Source organism: Pandoraea pneumonica (assembly GCF_049918595.1).
GTDB classification, from domain to species: domain Bacteria; phylum Pseudomonadota; class Gammaproteobacteria; order Burkholderiales; family Burkholderiaceae; genus Pandoraea; species Pandoraea pneumonica_A.
The window spans coordinates 96,155-119,573 of the sequence record NZ_JBNCRZ010000002.1 but is presented as its reverse complement, the minus strand read 5'-3'; the positions used below and the strand labels follow the sequence as shown (position 1 = coordinate 119,573).

Here is a 23,419-nt window from a genome sequence, read left to right as displayed (position 1 = left end):
GGTGCCTGCACTCGTGGTGACGGTGACATCGACTGGCGCCGTCCCAGCAGGGGATGTCGCAGTGATCGTCGTATTGCTCACCACCACGACATTTGTCGCGGGGGTCGCGCCGAAGTTAACCCCCGTTGCGCCGGTGAAATTTGTCCCGGTGATTGTCACGCTCGTACCACCGGCGTTTGAACCGCCCGTCGGAAAAAGTGAGGTGACCGTTGGCAGCGGTGCGATGAAGGTGAAGCCGTTCGTCAGCGTCGCCGAGCCGCCCCCGCCGCCGCCGGTACCCGACGTATTGACGACAACGTTCACTGTTCCGCCGACATGCGCTGGGGTGGTCGCCGTGATCGTCGTCGGGTTATTCACAACGACGCTTGGTGACAGCGTCCCCCCGAACGACACGGTCGCGCCGGAAACGAAGTTCGTACCGGTAAGCGTGACCGGCTCACCACCGGTCGTCGACCCGCTGTTCGTCGACAAACGGGCGAGCGTTGGCACGCCCGCCGGGATTTTGACGGCGATGTACACCGGCGTGTCGTCGTTTCTGTACAGCTTGTACGTCCACGAGGTCTCTACCGTGTTAGCGGTTGGCGTGAAGACCAGAATGTCGTACGGAAAGGTACCCAGGTCGACGGCAAACGACGAACTATCGTTGGGGTCGTAGAGCGTACCAACGTTCTGACCAGGTGATGTGTACAAACCGTCGTTCGTAGGATCGCACGCGCTGTTTTGTGGCAGTTGGTAGCGATAGGATCCGCTGGAGAGCTGCCCTGCCGTCGGCGTCCACGTCACGCAAGGTGTTTGCGCCCAAGCCGACGACGACACCGTGAACAACACCAACAGGGTCAGCAGCGCACGCAGCCAATGAAACCAGGTGACAGGCGCGAGGGGTGAGCGCCGACGGCGTGCGGACTCGATAGAGCGTTGGAGACTAGGCAGCATGGCGAACCGGGAGAGATGCAAATGACTTGGCTGGAGACGACCGCGTGCACGGGGCACGACGCTCACGCGAGTCACGCAAACGCATGACAAGCGAGCACGCACGCGAACGCCGCGAGCTAGCCCGTAGGCTCGGCTCGCGGCGTTCGCTGACTCAGATCAATCGGAAATAATTTGTCGCGTGTCTAAAGAAGACAGGCCGGGCAATTCACTCGTATTGCCACCGACAGATAGGCGCGATGCCCATCGTATGAATACCGACTCGCCCCGTTGGTATTGCGTTTTCATTTGACTTCCCCCGAAATCCTTGCCCATTCGTCGACAAAGACCAATTTGTAATTTTGCTGGCGCGTTCCGGGCATTTCCGAAACATCGCTTCCGGTGCATTTTCCCCATGCATTCCGGCATATATCGGTGCACGTCTAACGCGAACTGACGGACACCTGACTAATTTCTGCGCAAGGGTAGGCACCATTGCCTTCCGCGTCAAGCCCGATTCTCGGTAAACCGAAGTTACCGCAACGAGCCAAGGGTATTCACCAATATTTAGATGTCTCTTTTGTTAATAAGCGAACAATTTCAAACAATCGTTTTACCCATCGAAATTTAATACGGGTAACGAAATTTATTTGAATTGAAATATGGTGGTGGCAAAATGCGCGCCTATAAGAATTCAAAGATCGTGGCGTCGCCACTTAACCAGGAAGAAACGGATGGACTCCTATCTCGGGGAAATACGTTTGTGCGCTTTTCCGGTCATACCCAGGGGCTGGCTACCGTGTGACGGGCGCCTGCTCAACGTCAATATCAATCAGGTGCTGTTCGCGTTGCTCGGCACGCAATACGGTGGCGATGGCCGAAGCACCTTCGGGCTGCCCGACCTACGCGGGCGCGTCGCGATGCATCGGCTGCCTGGGACATACAACCAAGGCGCGCCCGGGGGTACCGAAACGGTGGCGCTCAATGCGCAGCAGGTGCCCGCACACACGCATGAATTTCGTGCAACGACGAACGATGCGACGCAGCCGATCGCTGGCGCCGGCAAAGACCGTTTGCTTGCCAAGAGTGTGATCGCGCCGTCGGGCGGACCGGCCGGCAATGGCACCGCGCTCTATGGTCCGGTAACGGCGCAGACGTTGACGGCGGAATCGCCCGAAGCGAGCAGCGCGACGAGCGACGCCACCGCTCACAACAACATGCAGTCCTCGCTGGTCCTGAACTACATCATTTGCGTTCAGGGCGGCCTTTACCCGCCACGCCCCTAGGAGCCGGACATGGAAGCCTACATTGGTGAAATTCGCATGTTCGCTGGCAACTACGCCCCGCAGGGGTGGAAGTTTTGCAACGGGGAACTCCTCAACATCGCCTCCGATTACGAAGTGCTGTTCTCGCTGATCGGCACGACGTACGGCGGCGATGGCAGAACCAACTTTCGACTGCCCGACCTGCGACTGCGGGTGCCGATCGGCATGGGACAAGTGCCGGGATCCGGGCAGCGGCTGCTGGGTCAGCAGATCGGCAGCGACACGGTCACGCTCCAGCCTTCGGACATGCCGGGCCACTCGCATACGATCAACGCCTCGACGGAAGACGCCACGACGCCCACGCCCGGCCCGGATGTGACGCTGGCGAAAACCAGTGCGGTGTTTTATGACTCGGGGGCACGTTCCGCGCCCACCAAGTCGGCACTGGCGGCGCCCGCCATTGCACCCGCCGGTAATGTTCAGCCTACCGCGCACCCCAACCTCATGCCCACGGCGTCGATGAACTACATCATCTGCGTCAACGGCCTCTACCCATCGCAAGGCTGACCAGAGAGCTCCATGGACGATTACTTCATTGGTGAAATTCGGCTCTACGCCTTCAACTATGCGCCGATCGACTGGGTCACTTGCGACGGCACGATCCTTCAGATTCGCGCCTTCCCCGAGCTCTATGCGGTGATTGGCACGACGTACGGCGGGGACGGCCGGACGACGTTTGCGGTGCCGGATCTGCGCGGTTTGGTATCGCGGGGAACCACGGATGCGGCCCAGATGGGCAAGGTGGAGGGGAGCCCGACAGTGACGCTCCAAGAGCAGCACATGCCGCTGCACACGCATTCGGCATTCGCCAACTCCACGCGCCCGGCGGGTGAGTCGGCTGGCGACAAGTTGCCCGCCCGGTTTGTTGTCACCGGCAACAACGTCTATCGCGAGAGCACGTCGGATCTGTCGCTCGTATCGCTCTCGCCGTGGACGGTAGGCCCCGCCTGCACCAGCGGTGCGCACAACAACATGCAACCGTATCTGCCGTTGGCTTTCTGTATCGCGATTAAAAACGGCTGGTTCCCGCCGCGTCCCTAACGCGCGCGTCAAGGTCGTCGTTGTTTTAGAACCGGCACATCCGCTATTCGTTGGCGGTGTGCCGGTTTTTTATTTGATGTCAGGCGTAAGGTGTCAGGCCGCCTGCGCGATGAGCCAGTCGAAGACTTCCGACACGAACACCGAGCGCGGCTCGCCCGCCACGCGCGACACCCACCACGTGCGCCCTTCGATGCGGGGATAGTCGGGAAGAATGCGCAAGCGATCCTGCTTCACGCTTTCATCGGCCAGCAATCGTGAAATGCATGCGATGCCCTGCCCGCGCAACGCGGCATCGAGCAACAGTCGTTCGTCGTCATAGATCGCCCGTTTGCGAAACGGGTCCAGTGCATCACGAAACAGCGCCGCCGTTTCGTCGCGCGTAAAGCTCTCTTCGAGACAAATCAGCGAGGCATGCGCGGGATGCAGCTCGCGAGGTACGCCTTCCAGCCGTGCCGCCAATGTTGGCTCGGCGGCAATGACCCACTCGTCTTTCAGGAATGGCACTTCCAAGAGCCCCGTCTGCGACAAGGGCCGGTCGCTGATGACGATGTCGATGTCAGTCTCGTCGATAAACCTGGCGGCATCGTCGGTCGAGAGCATCGGGCACAGTGCGGGGTTGCGTGCCTGAAGTTGCTCGATGCGAGGGCTTACCCAACCGTGCAGCAACGTTGCCGGGCCCGCGATGGCGACGAGGCCCGGGTCAAGATACGTGGCGATGCGCCCGAGACCGTTTTGCAGCGTGTCCACCGAGCGCTGCACACTTCGTTGGAGCACCTCACCTGCGACCGTCAGCTCCACTCCCCGCCCGACGCGGCGAAACAACGGCTGGCCGATTTCCGACTCCAGTTGCTGCACCTGATGGCTAATCGCCGATTGCGAGATATGCAACTCGTCGGCCGCGCGGGAGAAATTGCCGTGACGGGCCGCCGCCTCGAAACCCATGAGCAATTTGAGAGAGGGAATCCGTTGCCGACGCATCGTTAGTCACCAAGATATGAGAAAACTTGATTAATCATAGCAATAAACGTCGCTTTTCATTATCGATTGGATACCCCAAACTGCGTCAACTGCCCGATTGGCCGACGCACCGGCAATCTCCCGATGGCGTAATCTCGTGCGGAAATGCTTCGACAGGATGGAGATATGCAAGCAAGACGTCGTTTTCTGAAGCGCGGATTGATGGCCTCGGGCGCGGCTCTGATGAGTGGCGCCGTCACGGGTGGCTTGGCCCGTAGCGCCTTCGCGGCAGGTGCGCCGGACGGGGCCGCACCTACGTGGACCATGCCGGACGAGGGCGAACGTCACTCGGCCACGTGGATGGCATTCGGGCCAAGCGAAGACATTTGGGGCCGCCGTATGCAAGGGGCGGCCCAAGACGGTTTGGCGCGCATCGCGCAAGCGATCGGCGACTTCGAGCCGGTGAACATGCTCGTGCGCGAAGAGGACTATGACGTCGCCCAGCGCAAATGCGGCGACACCGTGAACCTGATCGTGCAACCGATCGACGATTTGTGGATCCGCGACACCGGCCCCGTGTTCGTGCGCGCTCGCACGGGCGAGAAGGCCGGGATCAATTTCAACTTCAATGGTTGGGGCAGGAAGCAAGCGTATGGCGACGATGCCAAGGTGGCCGATTTCGTCGCACAGGAAGCGGGCGTGCGAGCGCTGCATACCCGGCTCGTGCTGGAAGGGGGTGGCATTGAGGTCGACGGCGACGGCACGGCGATCATCACCGAGAGTTGCGTGCTCAACCGCAATCGGAACCCGGGCGTCGATAAGGCGGCGTGTGAAGTTGAGTTGAAGCGGCTGCTCGGCCTTCGCAAGATCATCTGGCTACCCGGCATCGCGGGCAAGGACATTACGGACGGTCACACCGATTTCTACGCACGATTCGCACGCCCCGGCGTGGTGATCGCCCACTTGGACAACGACACCTCGTCCTACGATCACGCGGTCACGATGCGCCATCTCGACTTGCTGCGTCAGGCCACGGATGCCGCAGGCCGTAAGTTGCAAGTGGTGGTGCTGCCGGGGCCTAACAGCGTTCGCAGCACGTATGAGTCCGATGAATTCGCCGCCGGGTACGTCAACTTTTACGTGTGCAACGGCGCGGTAATCGCGCCGCAATTCGGCGATAGCCAAACGGATAAAAGCACGCGCGACAAGTTGCGCGACTTGTTCCCCAAGCGAGAGATCGTGCAGCTCAACATCGACGGTATTGCAGGCGGCGGCGGTGGCATTCATTGCACGACACAGCAGCAGCCCGCGTGATCCGGGTCGATTAACCCAAGGAAGGCGGCGCAGCTTGTGCGACGTCGATACGCTTGGGCAACAGATTAAGCTCGAGGAAGGCGTCGGCGATTTGCTGCTGTTCGGCGAGCGTGGCACGTGTGATCCGCTCGATGCCGAAGCGTTGGCGCGACAGCACTAACTCGACCGCATCGCGTGGCACGTTCCATAGCTGCGCATATTCGGCGGCGGCGGCCGCGCGATTCGCCTCGACCCATTTGTCGACGATATTGAGTTCGTCGATGACAGCGCGCAATACGTCCTCGTTGTGTTGAACGTACGTGCGCGATGTGAAGAAGTACAAGCGATTGCCGACCAGGCCGGTGCCATCGGTCACGAGGCGCGCGTCGAGTGATTTTTGCGCGACAGCGAGGAAGGGATCCCACACCAGCCACGCGTCGATGGCGCCTCGCTCGAACGCCGCACGTGCGTCGGCGGGTTGCAGGAACACCGGCGTAATGTCCTGCGGCTTGAAGCCCGCCTGTTGCAGCAGGCGCACGTACAGGTAGTGCGTGTTTGAGCCCTTGGTGAAACCGACGCGCTTGCCCTTGAGCTGGGCGAACGATGTGATCGGTGATGCTTTCGGCACGAGCAGCCCTTCGCTGTTAGGCCGCTGCACACCTTGCCCGAAGTAGACGAACGGTGCACCGGCTGCCAGCGCAAACACCGGCGGGGCTTCACCGACGTCGCCAAAGTCGATCGAGCCGACATTGAGCGCTTCAAGCTGCGGCGGCCCTGACGGAAACTCCGTCCACGTCACGTGTACGCCAAGCGGCGCCAGCCGCTTTTCCAGCGTGCCGCGCCCCTTGAGTAGCGTGAGCAACCCCTTCTGATGCCCGATGCGCAACACGCGCGCACCGGTGGCACCGGTCGCCCCCGATTGCGCGGATGCGATGGGCGCGGCAGCGGCATAAGCAAGCGCGGCGGCGCCCGTCGTCAGCAAGCGGCGGCGGGCAGCGGAGAAGTCAGAAGACATAGCGATTCCATCGAAGTTGAGCGTGGCGTCCAGACTAATCGGGCACTGGCACGATGGGAACGAATCGCTTGTGGAATGCTTATGACGTTGCGGCCGGATTTCCCTTATTGCACGCGAAAATCGGCCCCCTCAGCGTCTGTCGTCATGCGTTCAAGCCACGCGATTGCTGGTCCTGCTCCTGCGATTCGAACAAGGCCTTGAAATTGCCCTCGCCAAATCCGTCTTCGCCGCGCCGCTCAATGATCTCGAAAAACACCGGACCGATCTGACGCTTCGTGAATCGCTGCAACAGCACGCGCTTCGGCCCTTTGCCGTCGACGAGAATGCCGCGTCCGGCGAGGCGTTCAATGTCGAGTCCGTGATTAGGCAGGCGCTGCGCGATACCGTCGTAGTACGTCTGCGAAGGCGCTGGCATGAATTCAATCCCCGCCTGACTCAACCTGTCGATGGTGTTCTCGATGTCGGAGGTCAGCAGTGCAATGTGCTGAATGCCTTCGCCACCGTAGTCACGAATAAACTCGTCGTTCTGGTTCAGTACGCCGGGTTGGTCGTGGGCGGCAGCGGCCACCGGAATCGATACACGCCCGCACGGGCTGACCATCGAGCGCGCGCGCATGCCCGACATGTGCCCTTTGACTTCGAGATACTGCTTCTCGGCAAAGCCAAACGTATCGCGATAGAAGTTGGCCCAGCGGTCGAGGTTCTCCGGATGCACGATGTTCGACGTGTGGTCGACGGCCACAATGCTGGCACCGCCGTCAGCGATGTTCCACGCCTCGGCAGATCCATTGAAAATCTGGCGGAAGTCGAAGTCGACGAAATACACCAGGCTATCCCCAATGCCGAGAATGGCTGGCGCGTCGACAACGAAGGCCCCTGCTTTGCTCGGCAGTGCTACGTCAGCACCACCCGCGAACGCTTGTGATTGCGCACGCGCAGCGTCATCGACGCGAATGCCAATGGCACGCACCGACGCGCCGTGCGTGTCGCGGAAGGCATTCGGCATCCCATTCACGATGAACGCTGCGGCGCCTTGCGTCAGGAGATAAACCTCACCTTGCGCCTTGCCGCGAACGCGAAACCCCAGGTGCTGAAAAAGCTCGATGAGCTCACGCGGATTCTCGGAAACGAATTCGACAAACGCGAATCCGTCGGTTTTGACTTGGCTAGTCATTGATGTGTCCTCGCAGCGGGTCAGGGCTTGCGCGTGGCGGCAACGACTTTGATTTCGACGATCAACTCAGGGCGAGCCAGTGCGGCGATGCCGAGAATGGTCCACGCCGGGAAGTCCGAGCGAATGTACTGCTCCTTCACCGCACGGAAGTCGGCCAGATGGTTTGTGAGGTCCGTGTGGTACGAGACCAATTCGACGACATCGGTGAAATCGAGCCCCAAATGCGTGAGCACCGCAGCGATGCGCTTGAAGGCCGCATCGATTTGTTCCTTCGGCGATTCGGGGATGGTGCCGTCGGCGCGCAAACCGATTTGACCGGCGATAAACACCAGTCCATTGGCCGTGACTGCGGGCGAGTATTGAAACAGGTCGAAGATGCGATTGCCGCCGAATGTGGCGTCGTCGTCAGGCAGCCGCAGGCGTTCGATAGTGGTCATGGCAATTCCTTCTCGTTGAGTTGAATGGGCAAATACCGGGAGGCGGCATGCACATCACTCTATCGAGGCGAAAACGCCAAGTCTGTATATCGCGCTACCAAGTCATCCAAGCAGTCGTGAGGCGTCGATCACCCAAATGCGACGTTGTTTTATCTCGATCACGCCGAGATCGGCGAGTCGCTTTAAAGCGCGGGTGACCGTGACACGTGTGGCACCGGTCATGGCGGCGATTTGCTCGTGAGTCAGCGCGATGGAGATAAGCGTGCGGCCATCGTGGTCTTCGCCGTAGAGCTCGGACAAGCGACCGAGGAGCTCCCCGATACGGGCTTCCGGTTTGGGCAGCGCCAGGTATTGAATGCGCGAGGCGAGTACGCGCTGCTTGAGCGCAATGATGCGCATCAACGACACCGCGATTTCGGGGTGCGTCGGAATAGCGTCGATGATGGCGCGAATGTCGAATTCGATAAGTTCTGAATCTTCCACCGTGATGGCCGTGGCAATGCGGCTGTCACCTTCTACAGCGGGGCTTTCACCGAACATCGACCACGGCCCCATCACTTCGAGAATGAACTCGGCGCCGTCGTGCTGAAAAATGGAGACTTGGACGCGTCCCGAGAGCAGGAAATAGAAAGTGGTGCCCTGCTCGCCCTGCCGATAGATCACCGAGCCTTTCACGTATTTCTTTTTGTGGCCGAGATGCGCCGCTTGGATCCACGTGTCGGCGGTGGCGCCGTCAAGGTGCCAGGTTTGTGTCGTGGGAAGCGCGAGTTTTTTTATGGGCATAAGTTACCTCACGTCCCTTCGTTGGAAAGGTACGACGGACTGGTCCCCGTCTGGCGGCGGAACATGGCAATGAATGCCGACGGCGAACTGTAGCCAAGATCGTCGGCAATCTTCTGGACGGATTTACCTTCTTCAATCTGCGTCAACGCGGCGACAAGCTTCAGGCGTTGCCGCCACTCGTTGAACGATATGCCGAGCGCCGCCTGAAAACGCCGGGATACCGTACGTTCCGTTGTGCCGAGAGATTCAGCCCAGTCGGCGAGCGAGCGCCGATCGCTCGGGTGCGACTGCAATGCATCGGTGATGGGTTGAAGCAGCGGATCGTCCGATAGCGGAAGGTAACTGTCTCGTCGAGGAGCCTTGCGCAACTGATCCATCAAAACCCGTACGAGCCGCAGGTCGTCGTCGGTCTCCGGTGTCACGACCTCGCGCGTCAGAAAGTCCGAAAAAATGGCGCGAATCAGGGGACTGAGTGCCAACGTGCACGCTGTCTCCGGCATGTCCGCACACCACGCGCGGTCGATGTAGATCGTGACGAATTTCACGCTGTTGCGGTTGTGGCAGTGATGATGCGCGTCGACGGGTATCCAGGTGGCGTAGTGCGGTGGCGACAAGAATCGCTTTCCCTCGACGCTCACTTCCATCACACCCGTAAGCGCAAAGCCAATCTTTCCCCAAGGCTGACGCCGGGGCATATAGGCAGCGCCGCCTTCATAAGTTGCCGACCTGAATGTCAGCGGTGCCGGTGGCGGTAGTGCTACCGAATCGGCTGCCGCGATTCGCTGTCCGGTTCTCTTCATGATTGTCTGAAAGTCGTTATATATCGACAAACGGATATTGGCTATTCTAGCCCCATTGCGCCGATGGAGCCGTGGCATGCCCCCGAAATACCTTTTCCTTAGTCTGCTCGCTGTCTGTATTTGGGCGGGCAATGCGATCGTGAACAAGCTTGCCGCCGGTGCCATTCCGCCCGGTGTCATCGCCTTTGATCGCTGGTTCGTCGCCTTCGTAGTGTTGACGCCGTTTGTCGCCAAGAGCGTTGTGCAGCATCGTGCGGTGATATGGACTCACCTTCCGAAACTCGCCGGGCTGGGATTGCTCGGCATGGCGCTTTGTCAGGGTGTCGGATACTACGCCGCGAGTTTTACGACCGCGACGAACATGGGCATTTTGCTGTCGTTGGTCCCGCTGCTAACGGTGCTGCTCAACACGGCACTCTTCCGTGATGTGCCGTCTCGCCGGGCCATGCTCGGTATCGCGCTGTCCTTCGTTGGCATTCTGCTTGTGATGACCAAGGGGGACGCGCTCGTTTTGCTTTCGCAAGGCGTTGGCCGAGGCGATGCACTGATGCTCTTAGTCGCGTCGACGTTCGCCGCATACGGCATCTTGCTCAAGCGCTGGGCCAGTCCGATGCCCGCATTCACGTCGATTTACGTGCAAATGGCGTGTGCGTTGGTATTTCTGCTGCCTACCTTCTTGCTCGCACCAGCCATGCAGTACTCGTCGTCGAACATTGCGATGGTGCTGTACGCCGCGATTCCCGGATCGATCGTTGCGCCGTTCGTCTGGATGCTGTCGGTGCAACGCCTCGGCGCGAATCGTGTGGCTGTATTCATGAACCTCATTCCGATCCTGACGGCTGTCGTTGCGGCGATTTTCTTGGGCGAAGCGCTGCACGCTTATCACCTGTGGGGCGGTGGGTTGACGATCTGCGGGGTCGCGCTGAGTCAGGCCAAGCGAGTGCAATCGGTTCAACAAAGGACGGGGGTTGCGACAGAAGCTTGAATTGCCGTGGAGCTTGCCGCACGGCGACAGGAGAACCTAGCGTTTACCCACGACCGCTAGTCGCCAATCATCAAGCGAGCCTGTAGATTCGGGACGTTTGCCGTGCCTTACATTCCCGCATGCATTGCATACCGGATTGCTGGTTTCGCCGTTCCAATGCGCGCCCTAGAATTTTTCTCCATATAACGTCACTTAAGTGAGAGAAAAATGGAGACAAATCAAGGCGTCGCGATCACGCATGCGGCGGATGTCAGTTGGCGTTCTCGTGAAGGCGCTGGCGATGGATCACTGGCGTGGGCAAATAGCTGTACCGGCAGCCGTCTCGCATCAGGGTTGGGCCGCTGGGCCAACGGGCGTTCATCCGCCAAGACGCTCGACTACGACGAAGCGCTTTTCGTCTTGAGTGGGGTGCTTGGCGTCTCCACTGAGGACGGTGACTTCACCGCTACCGCCGGGGAATTTCTGCACATCAAGCGAGGGACAACCGTTACGTATTTCGGCGCCGATGCCGAGTTTGTGTTTGTCGTTACAAAAAATTGAGCGCCGTTCACTCCTCAGACATCAGAGCTCAACATGACGACAACGCAATCGAATACATGGATGCTACCGGCCGATGACCGGTCTAATGGTTGGTCCGCAATCCTTTCCCCCAGAACGCCCCGCCCACCTGTATCAAAAGACGAAACATTTGACTGGCTGGTTATCGGCGGCGGGTATGCCGGCTTGGCTGCGGCGAGACGACTCGCAACACTCAATCCAACACAGACGATTGGCGTTCTGGAGGCCCAGCAGTGCGGAGAAGGCGCGCAGGGGCGCAATGCAGGGTTTGCAATTGACCTACCGCACAACGGAGACCACGACCCAGCCAATCCAGAAAAAGGTCACCGCAACATGCGGCTGAGCCGCTTTGGCATCAGCTACTTGGAAGCGGTGATCGCTGAGCACAGTATTGCGTGCCAATGGAGCAAGCGAGGTCGCTTCGACGCAGCAGTCTCGCCCGAGATGACGCGAAAATTGCTCAGGCCGACCATGTCCGAACTGGACGCGCTCGGGGAGTCATACGAGTTTCTACAGGGAGACGCGCTCGCAGCCAGGATTGGCACGGCCTACTATGACGCCGCGATTTTCACGCCTGGCACGCGTCTGCTGAACCCGGCCGCACTGACACGTGCGCTCGCCGAGACGCTGCCGGCAAGCGTGCAGTTATTCGAAAACAGTCCAGTGTTAGCGCTAGAGACAAGCCCGAATATTGTGGCGACGGTCGCCAGCGGCGCAAGCGTTCGCGCGCGCAAGGTCATCCTTGGCAACAACGCCTTCATCAATCGATTTGGCTATTTCCGCGGGCGAGCGCTGCCGTTTGTTCTCTTCGCGAGTATGACCCGGCCGTTAGCGGCGGAGGAACGGCAGCGTATTGGGAACGTATCCGATTGGGGGATAACGCCTGCGCACGCTCTTGCCGGGCCGACGCTGCGATACACGCAAGACCATCGAATCCTGGTGCGATACGGATTCGCCTACGCGCCGACGCTTCGTCATTCACCGGAACTTCGAGCTCATATGCAGCAGGCGCATCGCGAGCGCTTTCGCGAGCGGTTTCCGACACTTCCGAATGTTGGCTTCGAGCACTTCTGGGCCGGATATTTGGCGATGAGCCGTAACGGTGCCCCCGGGTGGGGAAAGCTGGCTGAGAACGTCTACGCAGCGGTTATTTGCAGTGGCGTCGGAATCGCAAAACAGACGGCAGCGGGCGTGTTGGCTGCCGAGTTAGCGAGCGATACCGAACACCCTTACATCGAGGACATGCTCAAACAAGGAACACCGGCGCCATTGCCTCGACGCCCGTTCCTAGATGTCGGCGTCCGAGCCTACGTTGCCGCCGAGAAGTGGCGCGGGAGGTCCGAACGCTAAGCCTGAAAAGCTGCTACCTGAAATTTCAGAAATAAAAAATACAAGGACCGACTTCCCTCGGGAAGCGAATGGAGTGAGACATCATGACCGACAACAAATCTGAATCGGCATTTGGCAAGTGGTGGGCGTTGATTCTGCTCACCGCGGTTTATGCCGTGAATATCGCAGACCGATTCGTGGCATCGACGCTGATTGAGCCAATAAAGCACGAATTTTCTCTCACCGACAGCGAAGTCGGCCTGCTGACTGGCACAGCTCTAGCGCTGTTCTACGTGACACTCAGCATGCCGTTAGGCATCCTCGCAGACAGAGTGCACCGAAAACGAATGGTGGCAGCCGCATTGGCCATCTGGTCAACGTTCACGATGATCTGTGGAATGAGCACGTCGCTAGTTTCGCTGTTCGTCTCACGCCTTGGCGTGGGCATGGGCGAGGCTGGCAGCATGCCAGCCTCCGTGTCGCTGCTGGCCGACAAGTTCGCACCAGCAGCACGGGGCACGGCGATGTCGCTATTCTCGATTGGTGCCGCTATCGGCGCATACCTTGGCGCGACTGGAGGTGGTTGGATTGCAGACCACTACGGTTGGCGTGCGGTGCTTCTGGTGTTTGGTGCGGCGGGCATTCCGTTGGCCCTGCTTGTCCTGCTGGGAATGCGCGAACCCAAGCGCGGAACGTTCGACTCCGGTTCCGAACAATCGGCTAAAGCGTCGTTTGTCGACACGCTTCGCTTCATTGGCAAATCAAGGCCGCTCCTGCACGTGGTCTTGGGCAGTGCAGTGGTGACGTTTTGGGGCTGGGGGTTGCTTTGGTGGACGCCAGCATTCTTGTCGCGAAGCTTTCACCTGACCACCGGGGCGGCTGGAGACGCGCTAGGCACGATTTACGGTGTCGGCGGAACGGCAGCCATGCTGCTGACTGCCCTTGTACTACGCAAGCCCAAGGGCAACATCGATAAGTTCCAGGCGCGCCTTGTCGCGGTCGTGACCATGATGGCGACCATCCCGTCGGTGCTTTCGTATGCTAGCCATTCGCTTTCAGTCGTCACGGTGATGTTGTGGGTGTTTATTCCGACCGTATACGTGTACATCGGACCGACCATCTCGCTGGCGCAGAATCTTGCTCCGCCGTCAATGCGAGGTCAGGTTATCGGCATTATTGTGTTCGCCACAAACGTTGCGAATCTGGTAATCGCCCCGCAATTACTTGGTTTTCTCTCTGATGTAGTGGCCGCGAAAGTGGCGCTTCCAGGTGAATCGCTACGCTATGTGCTCACTTGCACAGCATTGACTGGATTCTGGGCCGCGGGGCATTTCTTCTTGGCTGCCCGCCATGTCCAACGTCGGGGCGATATGGCATCAGACGGGCGCACGCAACAAGGTTCGGTCACGGCAGCTTGAGTTCGATATCTCCCTCCAAAATCTCCTGAATCTCCTCCCGTTGCCGAGCGGCGTATTGGAGGAGCCATTTGATGAACAAGGCAGTAGACGCGCGAGGAATCTCGTTGGCTGAGGTAACGATGTATTCGGCGAAGCCAGTACGCAGGTGCATTCGCGTCGCCTTAACAAGCGTGCCGTCTTTGAGGTCACGGAGGGAGCCATAAGACCAGCCCAGGCCGATTCCCTTCCCGGCATACACCGCCCGATACACAAGGTCTGACGTCGTCATATGAAACGCGAAGCGTGCCGGAGGTGTGTCCACTCCGGCCGCTTGCAGCCACGGCCCCCACTTGCCATAGGCCGTTATCCGAGAGTCGAGTTCGACGAGCGGTTCGTTGGCAAGGTCGCCCAGCGCCAGTGAGTCTTTCCCTCGCAGGAGCGATGGTGTACAGACCGGAAAGACAATCTCGTCGAACAGTTTGGAGGCCTGAAGTGAGCGCTGCGCAACGATGCCATAGCGTATGGACAAGTCTGCGCCCACCGGCACAGAGCTACTCGTTTCTTCACTGGCTAGGACACGGATGAGGATGTCGGGATGTGCTTCCCTGAATTCCAGAATCGCTGGCATTAGCCAAAAACTTGCCATCGCAAGACTGGCCGAAATCGTCACAGATGTGTCTTGCAAGCCTTGAATGTGAGAGATGGCGTTGCGGATTCCGGCGAGTCCCTCGGCGATAGCTTCCTGGAAGAGCAGCCCGGCCTGCGTCAGCGCAATCTCTTTGTGTCGCCGCACGAATAGGTCGACACCCAGGCGGCTCTCCAACGACTGCACCTGCCGACTGATGGCCGCTTGAGAAAGGTGTAGCTCCTCGGACGCGCGAGTGAAACTGAGATGCCGAGCCGAGGCTTCGAACGCGGCAATCATGTTCAACGAGGGTAGACGCGTGTGGTACGTCGACATAAGTGCGGTCTTTGCGGCTAAATCAATCTAGGCATGATAGCGCCTGCCATTGGCTGCTGCGACGTGAAGTTGGATGTCCTGGGAGCATAGACCATTGCAAAACATAGCCCATAGCTGAATCCAACAACAAAAAGGGCCAGCAGACTTTCGTCTGCTGGCCCTATTCTTGGTAGGCCGTGCTGGGTTCGAACCAGCGACCAAGGGATTATGAGTCCCCTGCTCTAACCGCTGAGCTAACGGCCCTTAACTACCGGCGCTCGCTCAGCAGCAATCAATTGCCTTCGAGGAACGACTTGAGCTTGTCGGAACGGCTCGGGTGACGCAGCTTACGCAGCGCCTTGGCTTCAATCTGGCGAATACGCTCACGCGTCACGTCGAATTGCTTACCCACTTCCTCGAGCGTGTGATCCGTGCTCATCTCGATACCGAAGCGCATGCGCAGCACCTTGGCCTCGCGCGGCGTCAACGAATCAAGCACGTCCTTCACGACGTCGCGCATACTACCATGCAATGCCGCATCCGCAGGCGCCACCGTGCCGGTATCTTCAATGAAATCGCCCAAATGCGAATCATCGTCGTCACCGATCGGCGTCTCCATGGAGATCGGCTCTTTCGCGATCTTCATGATCTTGCGGATCTTGTCTTCCGGCATTTCCATCTTCTCGGCCAGCGTCGCCGGATCCGGCTCAACACCGGTTTCCTGCAGGATCTGACGCGAAATCCGGTTCATCTTGTTGATCGTTTCGATCATGTGCACCGGAATACGGATGGTACGGGCCTGGTCAGCAATCGAACGCGTAATCGCCTGACGAATCCACCACGTCGCATACGTCGAGAACTTGTAACCACGACGGTATTCGAACTTGTCCACGGCCTTCATCAAGCCGATGTTGCCTTCCTGAATCAGATCCAGGAATTGCAAACCACGGTTCGTATACTTCTTCGCGATCGAAATCACCAGACGCAAGTTCGCCTCGGTCATCTCGCGCTTGGCCTTGCGGGCACGACGCTCGCCTTCCGACATCTTGCGATTGACGTCCTTCAACTCCGCCAACGGCAACACGACACGCGCTTGCAAGTCGATCAGCTTCTGCTGAAGTTCCTGCACAGCCGGCACGTTACGCTCGACCACCGAGCTGTAGGCCTTGTTGTCGGCCACAACGGTGTAAATCCAGTCAAGATTCGTTTCGTTGCCGGGGAAGCGTGCGACGAAATCGGCACGCGGCATGCCGCACTTGTCGACCACGATGTACAGAATCGCGCGCTCGACGTTACGCACTTCGTCCACTTGCGAACGCAGCGTGTCGCACAGACGCTCGACCGTACGCGCCGTGAAGCGAATCGTCATCAGCTCGGCCTGGATGGCTTCACCAGCCTTCACGTACGGCTTCGACTGATAACCTTCCTTCTCGAACGCACGGCGCATCTTGCCAAACCAATCGGCAATCGCGGCAAACTTGGCCAGCGAGTCACGCTTGAGCTGCTCGACCTGCGCTGCCGAAGCACCGCCGCCGTTGCTGCTGTCGTCTTCCTCGTCGGCTTCTTCTTCCTCTTCTTCCGCCTCTTCGTCCGCATCCGCGTCGAAGTCTTCGTCGTCAGAGGCCGAAGCCGCCGCATCAGCGTCCGCATTCGGATCGATCAAGCCATCGACCACTTCGTCAATGCGCATTTCTTCGCGCTCGACCTTTTCGGCCATCGCCAAAATCTCGGCGATCGTCGTCGGGCACGCGGAAATCGCCTGCACCATGTGCTTCAGGCCTTCCTCGATACGCTTGGCGATCTCGATTTCGCCCTCGCGCGTCAGCAGCTCGACCGTCCCCATTTCGCGCATGTACATACGCACCGGGTCCGTCGTGCGGCCAAACTCGGAGTCGACCGTCGACAGGGCCGCTTCCGCTTGCTCCTCGACTTCGTCGTCCGTTGCTGCATTCGGCGCATTGTCGTTGAGCAACAGCGTTTCGGCATCCGGCGCCTGCTCGTAGACGGCCACGCCCATGTCGTTAAACGTCGCGATCACGCCTTCCAGCGCGTCGCCCTCCACCACGTCGTCGGGCAGGTGGTCGTTGATCTCTGCAAAGGTCAGGAAGCCACGTTCCTTGCCCAGCTTGATCAGTGTCCTCAGTTTGCCGCGACGTTCCTCAAGTTCCTCGGCCGTACCGGGCTGGTGCGAGGAAAATGCGTCCTTGAGCAGTGCTTTCTCTTTTGCCCGGCGATCACGCGCCTTCTGCTTTTCCACTTTGGTCTGATCTTCGTTCACGGGTTGATCGTTAGTATTCGCTGCGACGTTCTGCTCATCCGACATGGCGGTCTTCGCGGCTTTGCCACGCGTCTTGTGAACGCGCAACTCAACTTCTGCCGCCGTGACTTCCACAGCTTCGGATTTGCGGGAGGCCCCGGTCTTGCGTGGAGCCTGCGTCGCAGGTGTACTGCGGCCCGCCGAGGTCGCTGCCTTGGCGGTAGTTGCGCTCTTCGCGCTTTTTTCAGCGGGTTGTCGGGCCTGCGGTTTCTCGCCGGCCGTCGCCTTCGGGTTGGTCGCCGCCTTCGTCGCCTTGACGGGCGGCTCGGACTTCACCGTGGGCTTGGCAGCTTTCGCCACCCCCACCTTTGCGGCGGTCGCACTCTTGCGCGTGGTGACATCGGTCACCTTTGCAGCCGTCTTGCCGGTCGTCGTCGATTTTGCGCCGGCGGCTGCCTTAACTTGCGTAGTACGTTTCGCCGAACTTGCTGGGCTGGCTGTCTTCTTCGTGGCTTGCGATGTCTTTGCGGCCTTCACTGCAACGCCAGCCTGCGCAGAACGAGACGCCCCCTTCCCACCGGATGCCGCCGCCGCGCTTGTCGCGCGCTTTGCCTTCGGTGCAGGGATAACCGTCTTTTTTCCGCTGGTCGTTGTCATCTTTGCCATAGCGATCTCGCTTGCCAGAAAACAGCCCACTGAAAACTTTCTATTATAGCACGCGGACTTACCTCAACTTCGCGCGCCTCCTGTGCTGACCGGAGCCAGCAGCCGCTTCAGTTCGTCGCGCTGCCGCGACACCGCCTGAGCGTGGCGGATTTCATCGGGCGTCAGTGACGTCCGTTTGAAAATTGTTTCGAGCTCGTCGCAAAGACTGTCGTACTGCAAGCGCCGAATCGCGCTACGCAGCTCGGTCAGCCGCAACGTCACCTGCTCCTCTCGACGCTCGACCTGCGCCTCGTCTGCCGGATCGAACAGCATCAAATCGCGGGCATTTTCCTCGAAAGCGAGAATTTCCCGGACGATATCGTCAAAACTGGCCCAATTCGGCGACGCTCGCAGGCGATCGTGCATAAAGCGGAAATCGGCCTGCTCACCCAGTTCGCGGCAGTGCCCAAGCACTTCCGAGAAGATTTCCGCATGCTGCGTCACTTCCCGCAATATCTTGGTCTCGTCCTCGGTCAATTCGTTTCCGAGGGCCGGGAACATCAGCAGGTTCTGCAAAGCACGATGCTCAGTCCCAACCACGCGCCGCTTTTCCCGCTTGGCAGGCGCCTTGTCCCAGGCGTTGGCACGGCGCACCGCGCTGACCTGCAACTCGCACAACTCCGCCACTTCTTCTACGGAATTGCCTACGCGCTCGGCCAAAGCATGCAGAATCTGTCCACGCAGCGCATTCGCGGGAAGCTGCTGCAACAGGGGCTTGGCTTCGAACAGCGCCCGTGCGCGGCCTTCCGGCTGCTGCATATCCTTACCCGATGTCACCTCACCGATCAGGAACTGCGACAACGGCATGGCGCGCGACACTTCGCCCGCGAACGCGTCGGTGCCGTACTCACGCACGAAACTGTCCGGATCGTGCTCGGTCGGTAGAAACAGGAATTTGAAGCTCCGGTTGTCGTCGGCATGCGGCAAACACGCTTCAAGCGCCCGACGCGCCGCGCGACGTCCCGCGGCATCGCCATCGAAGCTGAACACCACCGTCTCGGTCTGGCGCAGCAGCTTCTGCACATGCATCGGCGTGCAAGCCGTACCGAGTGTCGCCACCGCCTGGGGAAAGCCCAGTTGTGCCAGCGCCACCACGTCCATATAACCTTCGACCACGAGCACATAGCCCGCATCGCGAATACCGGCGCGTGCCTCGAACAGGCCGTAAAGCTCGCTGCCCTTATTGAAGAGCGGCGTCTCCGGCGAATTCAGATACTTCGGCTCGCCCTTATCCAACACCCGTCCGCCAAAGGCAATCACCTGCCCCTTCGTGTTCCGGATGGGGAACATGATCCGGTCGCGGAAACGGTCGTAACGACGTTTCGCGGTACCCGGCTCACCCTTATCGCTCTCGATAACCAGCCCGGCATCGAGCAACTGATCGTCGCGATAATCCTGGAATGCCGCCTCGAGGTTTTGCCACCCATCCGGGGCATACCCCAGACCGAAATGGGCGGCAATTTCGCCCGTCAGGCCACGCCCCTTCAAATAGTCGATGGCCGTGCGCGCACCCCGCAATTGCTTGCGGTAGTAGTCGCACGCACGCGTCATCACATCCACCAGGCCCAAGGTCTGCGCCCGCTGCTGGGCTGCGGCGGGTGCGCCCGGTAGCGGCGTCTCACGCGGCACGTCCAACCCGACGTTGCGGGCCAACTCTTCGACGGCCTCGACAAAACCAAGACCGGCATGCTCCATCAGGAAGCTGATCGCGCTGCCGTGCGCGCCACACCCAAAGCAGTGATAGAACTGCTTGGTCGGACTCACTGTAAATGAGGGCGACTTCTCGTTATGAAAGGGACAAAGTCCCATGAAGTTCGCCCCGCCCTTCTTCAACTGCACGTAACGACCCACCACCTCGACAATGTCGACGCGGTTGAGCAAGTCCTGCAAGAACGGCTGGGGAATCACTGGATAGATGCCATCGCAACGCAGTCTGACGCCATCGCCCAAGCGACGGTGCCGAACCGCATTTTCGGATTACGCAGTCAGCGCCGCCTTGACCTGCGCCGACACGGCCGTCATATCGGCGCGCCCGGCCAACTGGCCTTTGAGTACGCCCATGACCTTGCCCATGTCCTGCGGACCGGCCGCGCCAGTCTGCGCCACGGCGGCCTTCACGGCCTGCGCCACCTCATCTGCCGAGAGTTGCTGCGGCATGTAGACCTGAAGCACTTCGACTTCGGCGGCCTCCTTGTCGGCCAGATCGGTTCGGCCGGCTGCCTGGAACTGACTGATGGAATCTTTGCGCTGCTTGATGAGTTTGTCGGTCACGGCCACTACCGCCGTGTCGTCGAGCGTGATGCGCTCGTCGACTTCCTTCTGTTTGATCGCGGCGAGCAGCAAGCGGATGGTCCCCAGTTTGTCGGCGGCCTTGGCACGCATGGCCGTCTTCATGTCTTCGGTGATGCGTTCTTTCAGACTCATGAGCAGGGGTTCCGGAATTCGAATACGTTTCAGTGTAGTGCATGCCGCCCCAAAGAAAAGGACGGCCGGCAAGGCTTGACGCACACCGCTTGCGGCCGCAGCCAAGGCACCGGCGCAGGCAACAAACAGTGGCAAAAACACAAAAACCCGCTTGGAGGACGATTCACAAGCGGGCTCGACAGAGACGCAGATGCCGCACATCGGCGGCATCGGAACGGGTTTCGGCGGACGTTTGACCTACCAGAAAGCGCCGTCTCCACGAAGGAGAGAGCGTATCACAGCGATCTAGTCGCCGTCTACGACAGGGCGTCGCCTCCTGGGGCCGCCGCGCGCACGCTTTCGGACATCGCCTGCGCACAGGCCACTGCCGACGCCCACGCCCATTGGAAGTTGTAACCGCCCAGCCAGCCCGTGACGTCGACGACTTCGCCGATGAAGTGCAAACCCGGCTGCTTGCGCGCTTCGAGCGTCGTCGACGACAGCGCCCGCGTATCGACGCCCCCGCGCGTGACTTCCGCCTTGCGCCACCCCTCGGACCCGCACGGCTTCAACGTCCAGCCGGAAAACGCCTGTGCCAGCGAGCGCAAAGCCTTGTCCGACAGCTCCTGAACGCGCGCCTGGGGCGAAAGGCCGCTATTGGCCACCCACGCCTCGGCCAACCGCGCCGGCACCCATTGGGCGAGCAGATTGCCAAGCTGACGTTTCGACGTGGCTTTCGCCTCGAACAGCGCCGCCTCGATGTCGGTTGCGGGCGCCAGATTCAGCGAAATAGGCTGTCCCGGCGTCCAAAAGCTGGAAATCTGCAAAATCGCAGGCCCAGACAAGCCACGGTGCGTAAAGAGCAGATCTTCCAGGAAACTACCGGCTTCTTTGCCCTTCCCGGTGCTAACGTCCACTTCCAGCGAAAGCCCCGACAAACCGGCAAATGGCGCCCACGTCGCCGCATCGAACACCAGCGGCACCAGCGCCGGACGCGGCTCCACGATCTCCAAACCGAACTGCTTTGCGATGCGATAGCCCCAATCGGTCGCACCGATCTTCGGGATCGACAGCCCGCCCGTGGCAATCACGAGCCGTTTTGCCGCGATATGCCCCGCATCTGTCGTCAAATGGTACGGATGTGCACCGCCCGCCTCGGTGTGCGTGACGGTATGCACCGTACAAGGCATACGCCAGTGCACGTGCCCGGCGGCGCACTCCTTGCGGAGCATTTCGATGATGTCTTCGGCGCTTTCGTCGCAGAAGAGCTGCCCGCGGTGCTTTTCATGCCACGCAATACGGTGGCGCTTGAGCAAATCGAGAAAATCACGCGGCGTATAGCGTGCCAGCGCCGATCGGCAAAAACGCGGGTTCTCGGACAGGTAATTCGCCGGTCCGGCATTGATATTGGTGAAATTGCAGCGTCCGCCGCCCGAAATACGGATCTTCTCCGCCAGACGCGTCGCATGATCGATGAGGACGACGCGCAGCCCGAGTTGCCCGGCCGCCGCCGCGCACATCAGGCCGGCCGCACCGGCACCCACAATCGCTACATCGAACTTTTCCATGGCGCGCAACGTTCAAAAACCCGCACAGTATCAGGCGAATTATTTATATTTATCAATCGCTTACAGAAAGCGGCAGACGGACTTCATAAGGAGGGGCGAATGATACCTGAAGCACCGCGGAACTCAATGCTTAATTCGCACGCACCTCAGAAGCAGAAAAGCCCTCGATGGTGACGTCGAAGGCTTTTTATCTTGCGCGACACGAACGCCGCCTGTTTTACCGCAGTTTCAACGCCCGAATCCGCAGCAGCGCTGCCATGCTCAATACCGCAGCGCCCATCAGATAGAAGCTCGGGGCGAGCTTGCTGCCGCTGACCTGGATCAGCCAAGTGATGATGAACGGGGCGAAGCCGCCGAAGATCGTCACGGCAAGGTTATAGGCGATGGACATCCCCGTCGTGCGAATCTGCGTCGGGAACAGCTCGCTGAGCAGCGCGGGCATGCCGCCGTAGTAGATCACCGTCACGATACCGATGCCGACCTGCACGGCGATCATCACACCAAACGTCGAGTGCATGTCGAGCAGATAGAACGCGGGCCACGAGAGCAGCAGGAACAGCACAGCGGCGCCGAGCATCATCCCCGTGCGCCCATGTTTATCCGACAGATGACCGACGATCGGCGCCCCCACGGTTTGGATCACACCGGTAGCGATGATGGCGGTAAAGACCGTCGACGCCGACACGCCAAGCTGCTTGACCGCATACGTGGGCATGAACAGGATCAGATACGCCGAGACCGTCGCGAGGATGACCACACCGATGGCGAGCACCAACCGTTCTTTCTGATGGGCGAACGTATCGGCCAGCGGCGATTGCGTGGCCTCGACGGCCTGGAACTCGGGCGTCTCATCCATGTGCGTGCGGATGTAATACGCCACCGGACCGATCATCAGACCGAACAGGAACGGAATGCGCCAGCCCCAGCTCTGCATCTGGGCGTCACTCAACTGGCTCGTGAGCACCGCACCGAAGACCGATGCCAGCAAGGTCGTCATGCCCTGACTCGACGCCTGCCAACTGGCGAAGAACCCACGGCGAGCCGGGTTCTGCTCGGCCAGAAACGCCGTCGAGCTGCCGAATTCCCCGCCTGCCGAGAAGCCCTGAATCATGCGCGCCAGCACCAGTCCGACCGGCGCCAGCACGCCAATCGACGCGTACGTTGGCATCACGGCGATGAGCAGCGTGCCGACCATCATTAGCGTGATCGATAGCGTGAGCGCCGCCTTGCGCCCGGCCTTGTCGGCATACACCCCGAGCACGATCGCGCCGAGCGGGCGCATGAAGAACGAGACGCCAAACGTGCCGAGCGTGAGCAGCAGCGACACGGTGCCGTCACCGGCCGGGAAGAACAGTCTGGAGATGGTGACGGCAAAAAAGCCGTAGACGACGAGGTCGAACCACTCGAGCGCATTGCCGATGGTGGCAGCCGCAATGGCCCGCCACGCGGGCGGGGCCGATTTCGCTTCGGCGGGCAGTACAAGCGACGCATTGTTCATGGCGATTCCTTGGACAACGAAAGACCTGCTTGATCGATGGAGATA

At 60.0% G+C, this 23,419-nt stretch carries 21 protein-coding genes, 1 tRNA gene and 1 pseudogene; 9 read left to right on the top strand and 14 right to left on the bottom strand.

What is annotated here, in order from left to right:
- Positions 1-24: 24 nt before the first annotated feature.
- A pseudogene (locus ACPWR9_RS07110) lies at positions 25-933 on the bottom strand (IPT/TIG domain-containing protein); the annotation flags it as partial.
- Positions 934-1,643: 710 nt separating this feature from the next.
- Between ACPWR9_RS07110 and ACPWR9_RS07105 the strand changes: the two are divergent.
- Genes ACPWR9_RS07105 through ACPWR9_RS07095 form a run of 3 tightly spaced genes read left to right on the top strand, consistent with a single transcriptional unit; the run spans position 1,644 to position 3,275 of the window.
- On the top strand, positions 1,644-2,195 hold the full coding sequence (locus ACPWR9_RS07105) for a phage tail protein (protein WP_426297763.1): 552 nt from the start codon (positions 1,644-1,646) through the stop codon (positions 2,193-2,195).
- Positions 2,196-2,204: 9 nt separating this feature from the next.
- Positions 2,205-2,741, top strand: coding sequence for a phage tail protein (locus tag ACPWR9_RS07100; RefSeq protein WP_426297765.1), 537 nt, complete (start codon positions 2,205-2,207; stop codon positions 2,739-2,741).
- Positions 2,742-2,753: 12 nt separating this feature from the next.
- Entirely contained in the window at positions 2,754-3,275 is a 522-nt protein-coding gene (locus ACPWR9_RS07095) for a phage tail protein (RefSeq protein ID WP_426297767.1), read from the top strand.
- Between the two features lie 93 nt (positions 3,276-3,368).
- On the opposite strand, the gene ACPWR9_RS07090 is transcribed toward ACPWR9_RS07095, so the two are convergent.
- Positions 3,369-4,253, bottom strand: coding sequence for a LysR family transcriptional regulator (locus ACPWR9_RS07090; protein WP_426297769.1), 885 nt, complete (start codon positions 4,251-4,253; stop codon positions 3,369-3,371).
- 165 nt (positions 4,254-4,418) lie between these two features.
- Here ACPWR9_RS07090 and ACPWR9_RS07085 point away from each other — a divergent pair, with 165 nt between their 5' ends.
- Positions 4,419-5,546 (top strand): agmatine deiminase family protein, encoded by a 1,128-nt coding sequence (locus tag ACPWR9_RS07085; RefSeq protein WP_426297771.1) that lies wholly within the window; start codon positions 4,419-4,421, stop codon positions 5,544-5,546.
- Between the two features lie 10 nt (positions 5,547-5,556).
- Here the strand turns inward: ACPWR9_RS07085 and ACPWR9_RS07080 are convergent, their stop codons facing one another.
- The 5 genes from ACPWR9_RS07080 to ACPWR9_RS07060 form a co-directional block, all read right to left on the bottom strand.
- A complete protein-coding gene (locus ACPWR9_RS07080) occupies positions 5,557-6,540 on the bottom strand; it encodes an aliphatic sulfonate ABC transporter substrate-binding protein (RefSeq protein ID WP_426297773.1) in 984 nt (327 codons plus the stop codon).
- A gap of 142 nt (positions 6,541-6,682) precedes the next feature.
- Positions 6,683-7,714, bottom strand: coding sequence for a 4-hydroxyphenylpyruvate dioxygenase family protein (locus ACPWR9_RS07075; protein ID WP_426297775.1), 1,032 nt, complete (start codon positions 7,712-7,714; stop codon positions 6,683-6,685).
- Positions 7,715-7,734: 20 nt separating this feature from the next.
- Positions 7,735-8,151 (bottom strand): RidA family protein, encoded by a 417-nt coding sequence (locus ACPWR9_RS07070; protein WP_426297777.1) that lies wholly within the window; start codon positions 8,149-8,151, stop codon positions 7,735-7,737.
- Positions 8,152-8,253: 102 nt separating this feature from the next.
- Positions 8,254-8,934: a Crp/Fnr family transcriptional regulator gene (locus tag ACPWR9_RS07065; protein WP_426297779.1), complete on the bottom strand. Its 681-nt coding sequence runs from the start codon at positions 8,932-8,934 to the stop codon at positions 8,254-8,256.
- An 8-nt stretch (positions 8,935-8,942) separates the two neighbouring features.
- Positions 8,943-9,548, bottom strand: a complete 606-nt coding sequence (locus ACPWR9_RS07060; protein ID WP_426311984.1) for a helix-turn-helix domain-containing protein — start codon at positions 9,546-9,548, stop codon at positions 8,943-8,945.
- 262 nt (positions 9,549-9,810) lie between these two features.
- Here ACPWR9_RS07060 and ACPWR9_RS07055 point away from each other — a divergent pair, with 262 nt between their 5' ends.
- From ACPWR9_RS07055 to ACPWR9_RS07040, 4 genes are all read left to right on the top strand, one after another.
- Entirely contained in the window at positions 9,811-10,719 is a 909-nt protein-coding gene (locus tag ACPWR9_RS07055) for a DMT family transporter (protein ID WP_426297783.1), read from the top strand.
- 207 nt (positions 10,720-10,926) lie between these two features.
- Entirely contained in the window at positions 10,927-11,259 is a 333-nt protein-coding gene (locus tag ACPWR9_RS07050; RefSeq protein WP_426297785.1) for a hypothetical protein, read from the top strand.
- Positions 11,260-11,292: 33 nt separating this feature from the next.
- Positions 11,293-12,627 carry an NAD(P)/FAD-dependent oxidoreductase gene (locus ACPWR9_RS07045; RefSeq protein WP_426297787.1) on the top strand — a complete coding sequence of 445 codons (1,335 nt, stop codon included), beginning with the start codon at positions 11,293-11,295 and terminating at the stop codon, positions 12,625-12,627.
- Between the two features lie 83 nt (positions 12,628-12,710).
- Complete coding sequence (locus ACPWR9_RS07040) at positions 12,711-14,024, top strand: spinster family MFS transporter (RefSeq protein WP_426297788.1); 1,314 nt, start codon at positions 12,711-12,713, stop codon at positions 14,022-14,024.
- Here ACPWR9_RS07040 and ACPWR9_RS07035 read toward each other — a convergent pair.
- From ACPWR9_RS07035 to rpoD, 3 genes are all read right to left on the bottom strand, one after another.
- On the bottom strand, positions 14,011-14,928 hold the full coding sequence (locus ACPWR9_RS07035) for a LysR substrate-binding domain-containing protein (RefSeq protein WP_426298027.1): 918 nt from the start codon (positions 14,926-14,928) through the stop codon (positions 14,011-14,013). The genes ACPWR9_RS07040 and ACPWR9_RS07035 overlap by 14 nt on opposite strands.
- 203 nt (positions 14,929-15,131) lie before the next feature.
- A tRNA-Ile gene (locus ACPWR9_RS07030) sits at positions 15,132-15,207 on the bottom strand.
- Positions 15,208-15,235: 28 nt separating this feature from the next.
- The gene (rpoD, locus tag ACPWR9_RS07025; RefSeq protein WP_426311986.1) at positions 15,236-17,335 is read right to left on the bottom strand and encodes an RNA polymerase sigma factor RpoD; all 2,100 of its coding nucleotides are present in this window, start codon (positions 17,333-17,335) and stop codon (positions 15,236-15,238) included.
- 79 nt (positions 17,336-17,414) lie between these two features.
- Between rpoD and ACPWR9_RS07020 the strand changes: the two genes are divergently transcribed.
- Positions 17,415-17,915: a hypothetical protein gene (locus ACPWR9_RS07020; RefSeq protein WP_426311987.1), complete on the top strand. Its 501-nt coding sequence runs from the start codon at positions 17,415-17,417 to the stop codon at positions 17,913-17,915.
- 14 nt (positions 17,916-17,929) lie between these two features.
- On the opposite strand, the gene dnaG is transcribed toward ACPWR9_RS07020, so the two are convergent.
- The 4 genes from dnaG to ACPWR9_RS07000 form a co-directional block, all read right to left on the bottom strand.
- The gene (dnaG, locus tag ACPWR9_RS07015) at positions 17,930-19,813 is read right to left on the bottom strand and encodes a DNA primase (protein WP_426297794.1); all 1,884 of its coding nucleotides are present in this window, start codon (positions 19,811-19,813) and stop codon (positions 17,930-17,932) included.
- 69 nt (positions 19,814-19,882) lie between these two features.
- Positions 19,883-20,329, bottom strand: coding sequence for a GatB/YqeY domain-containing protein (locus tag ACPWR9_RS07010; RefSeq protein ID WP_426297795.1), 447 nt, complete (start codon positions 20,327-20,329; stop codon positions 19,883-19,885).
- A 296-nt stretch (positions 20,330-20,625) separates the two neighbouring features.
- The gene (locus ACPWR9_RS07005) at positions 20,626-21,876 is read right to left on the bottom strand and encodes an NAD(P)/FAD-dependent oxidoreductase (protein WP_426297797.1); all 1,251 of its coding nucleotides are present in this window, start codon (positions 21,874-21,876) and stop codon (positions 20,626-20,628) included.
- 217 nt (positions 21,877-22,093) lie between these two features.
- A complete protein-coding gene (locus tag ACPWR9_RS07000) occupies positions 22,094-23,374 on the bottom strand; it encodes an MFS transporter (RefSeq protein ID WP_426297799.1) in 1,281 nt (426 codons plus the stop codon).
- Between the last annotated feature and the right edge of the window lie 45 nt (positions 23,375-23,419).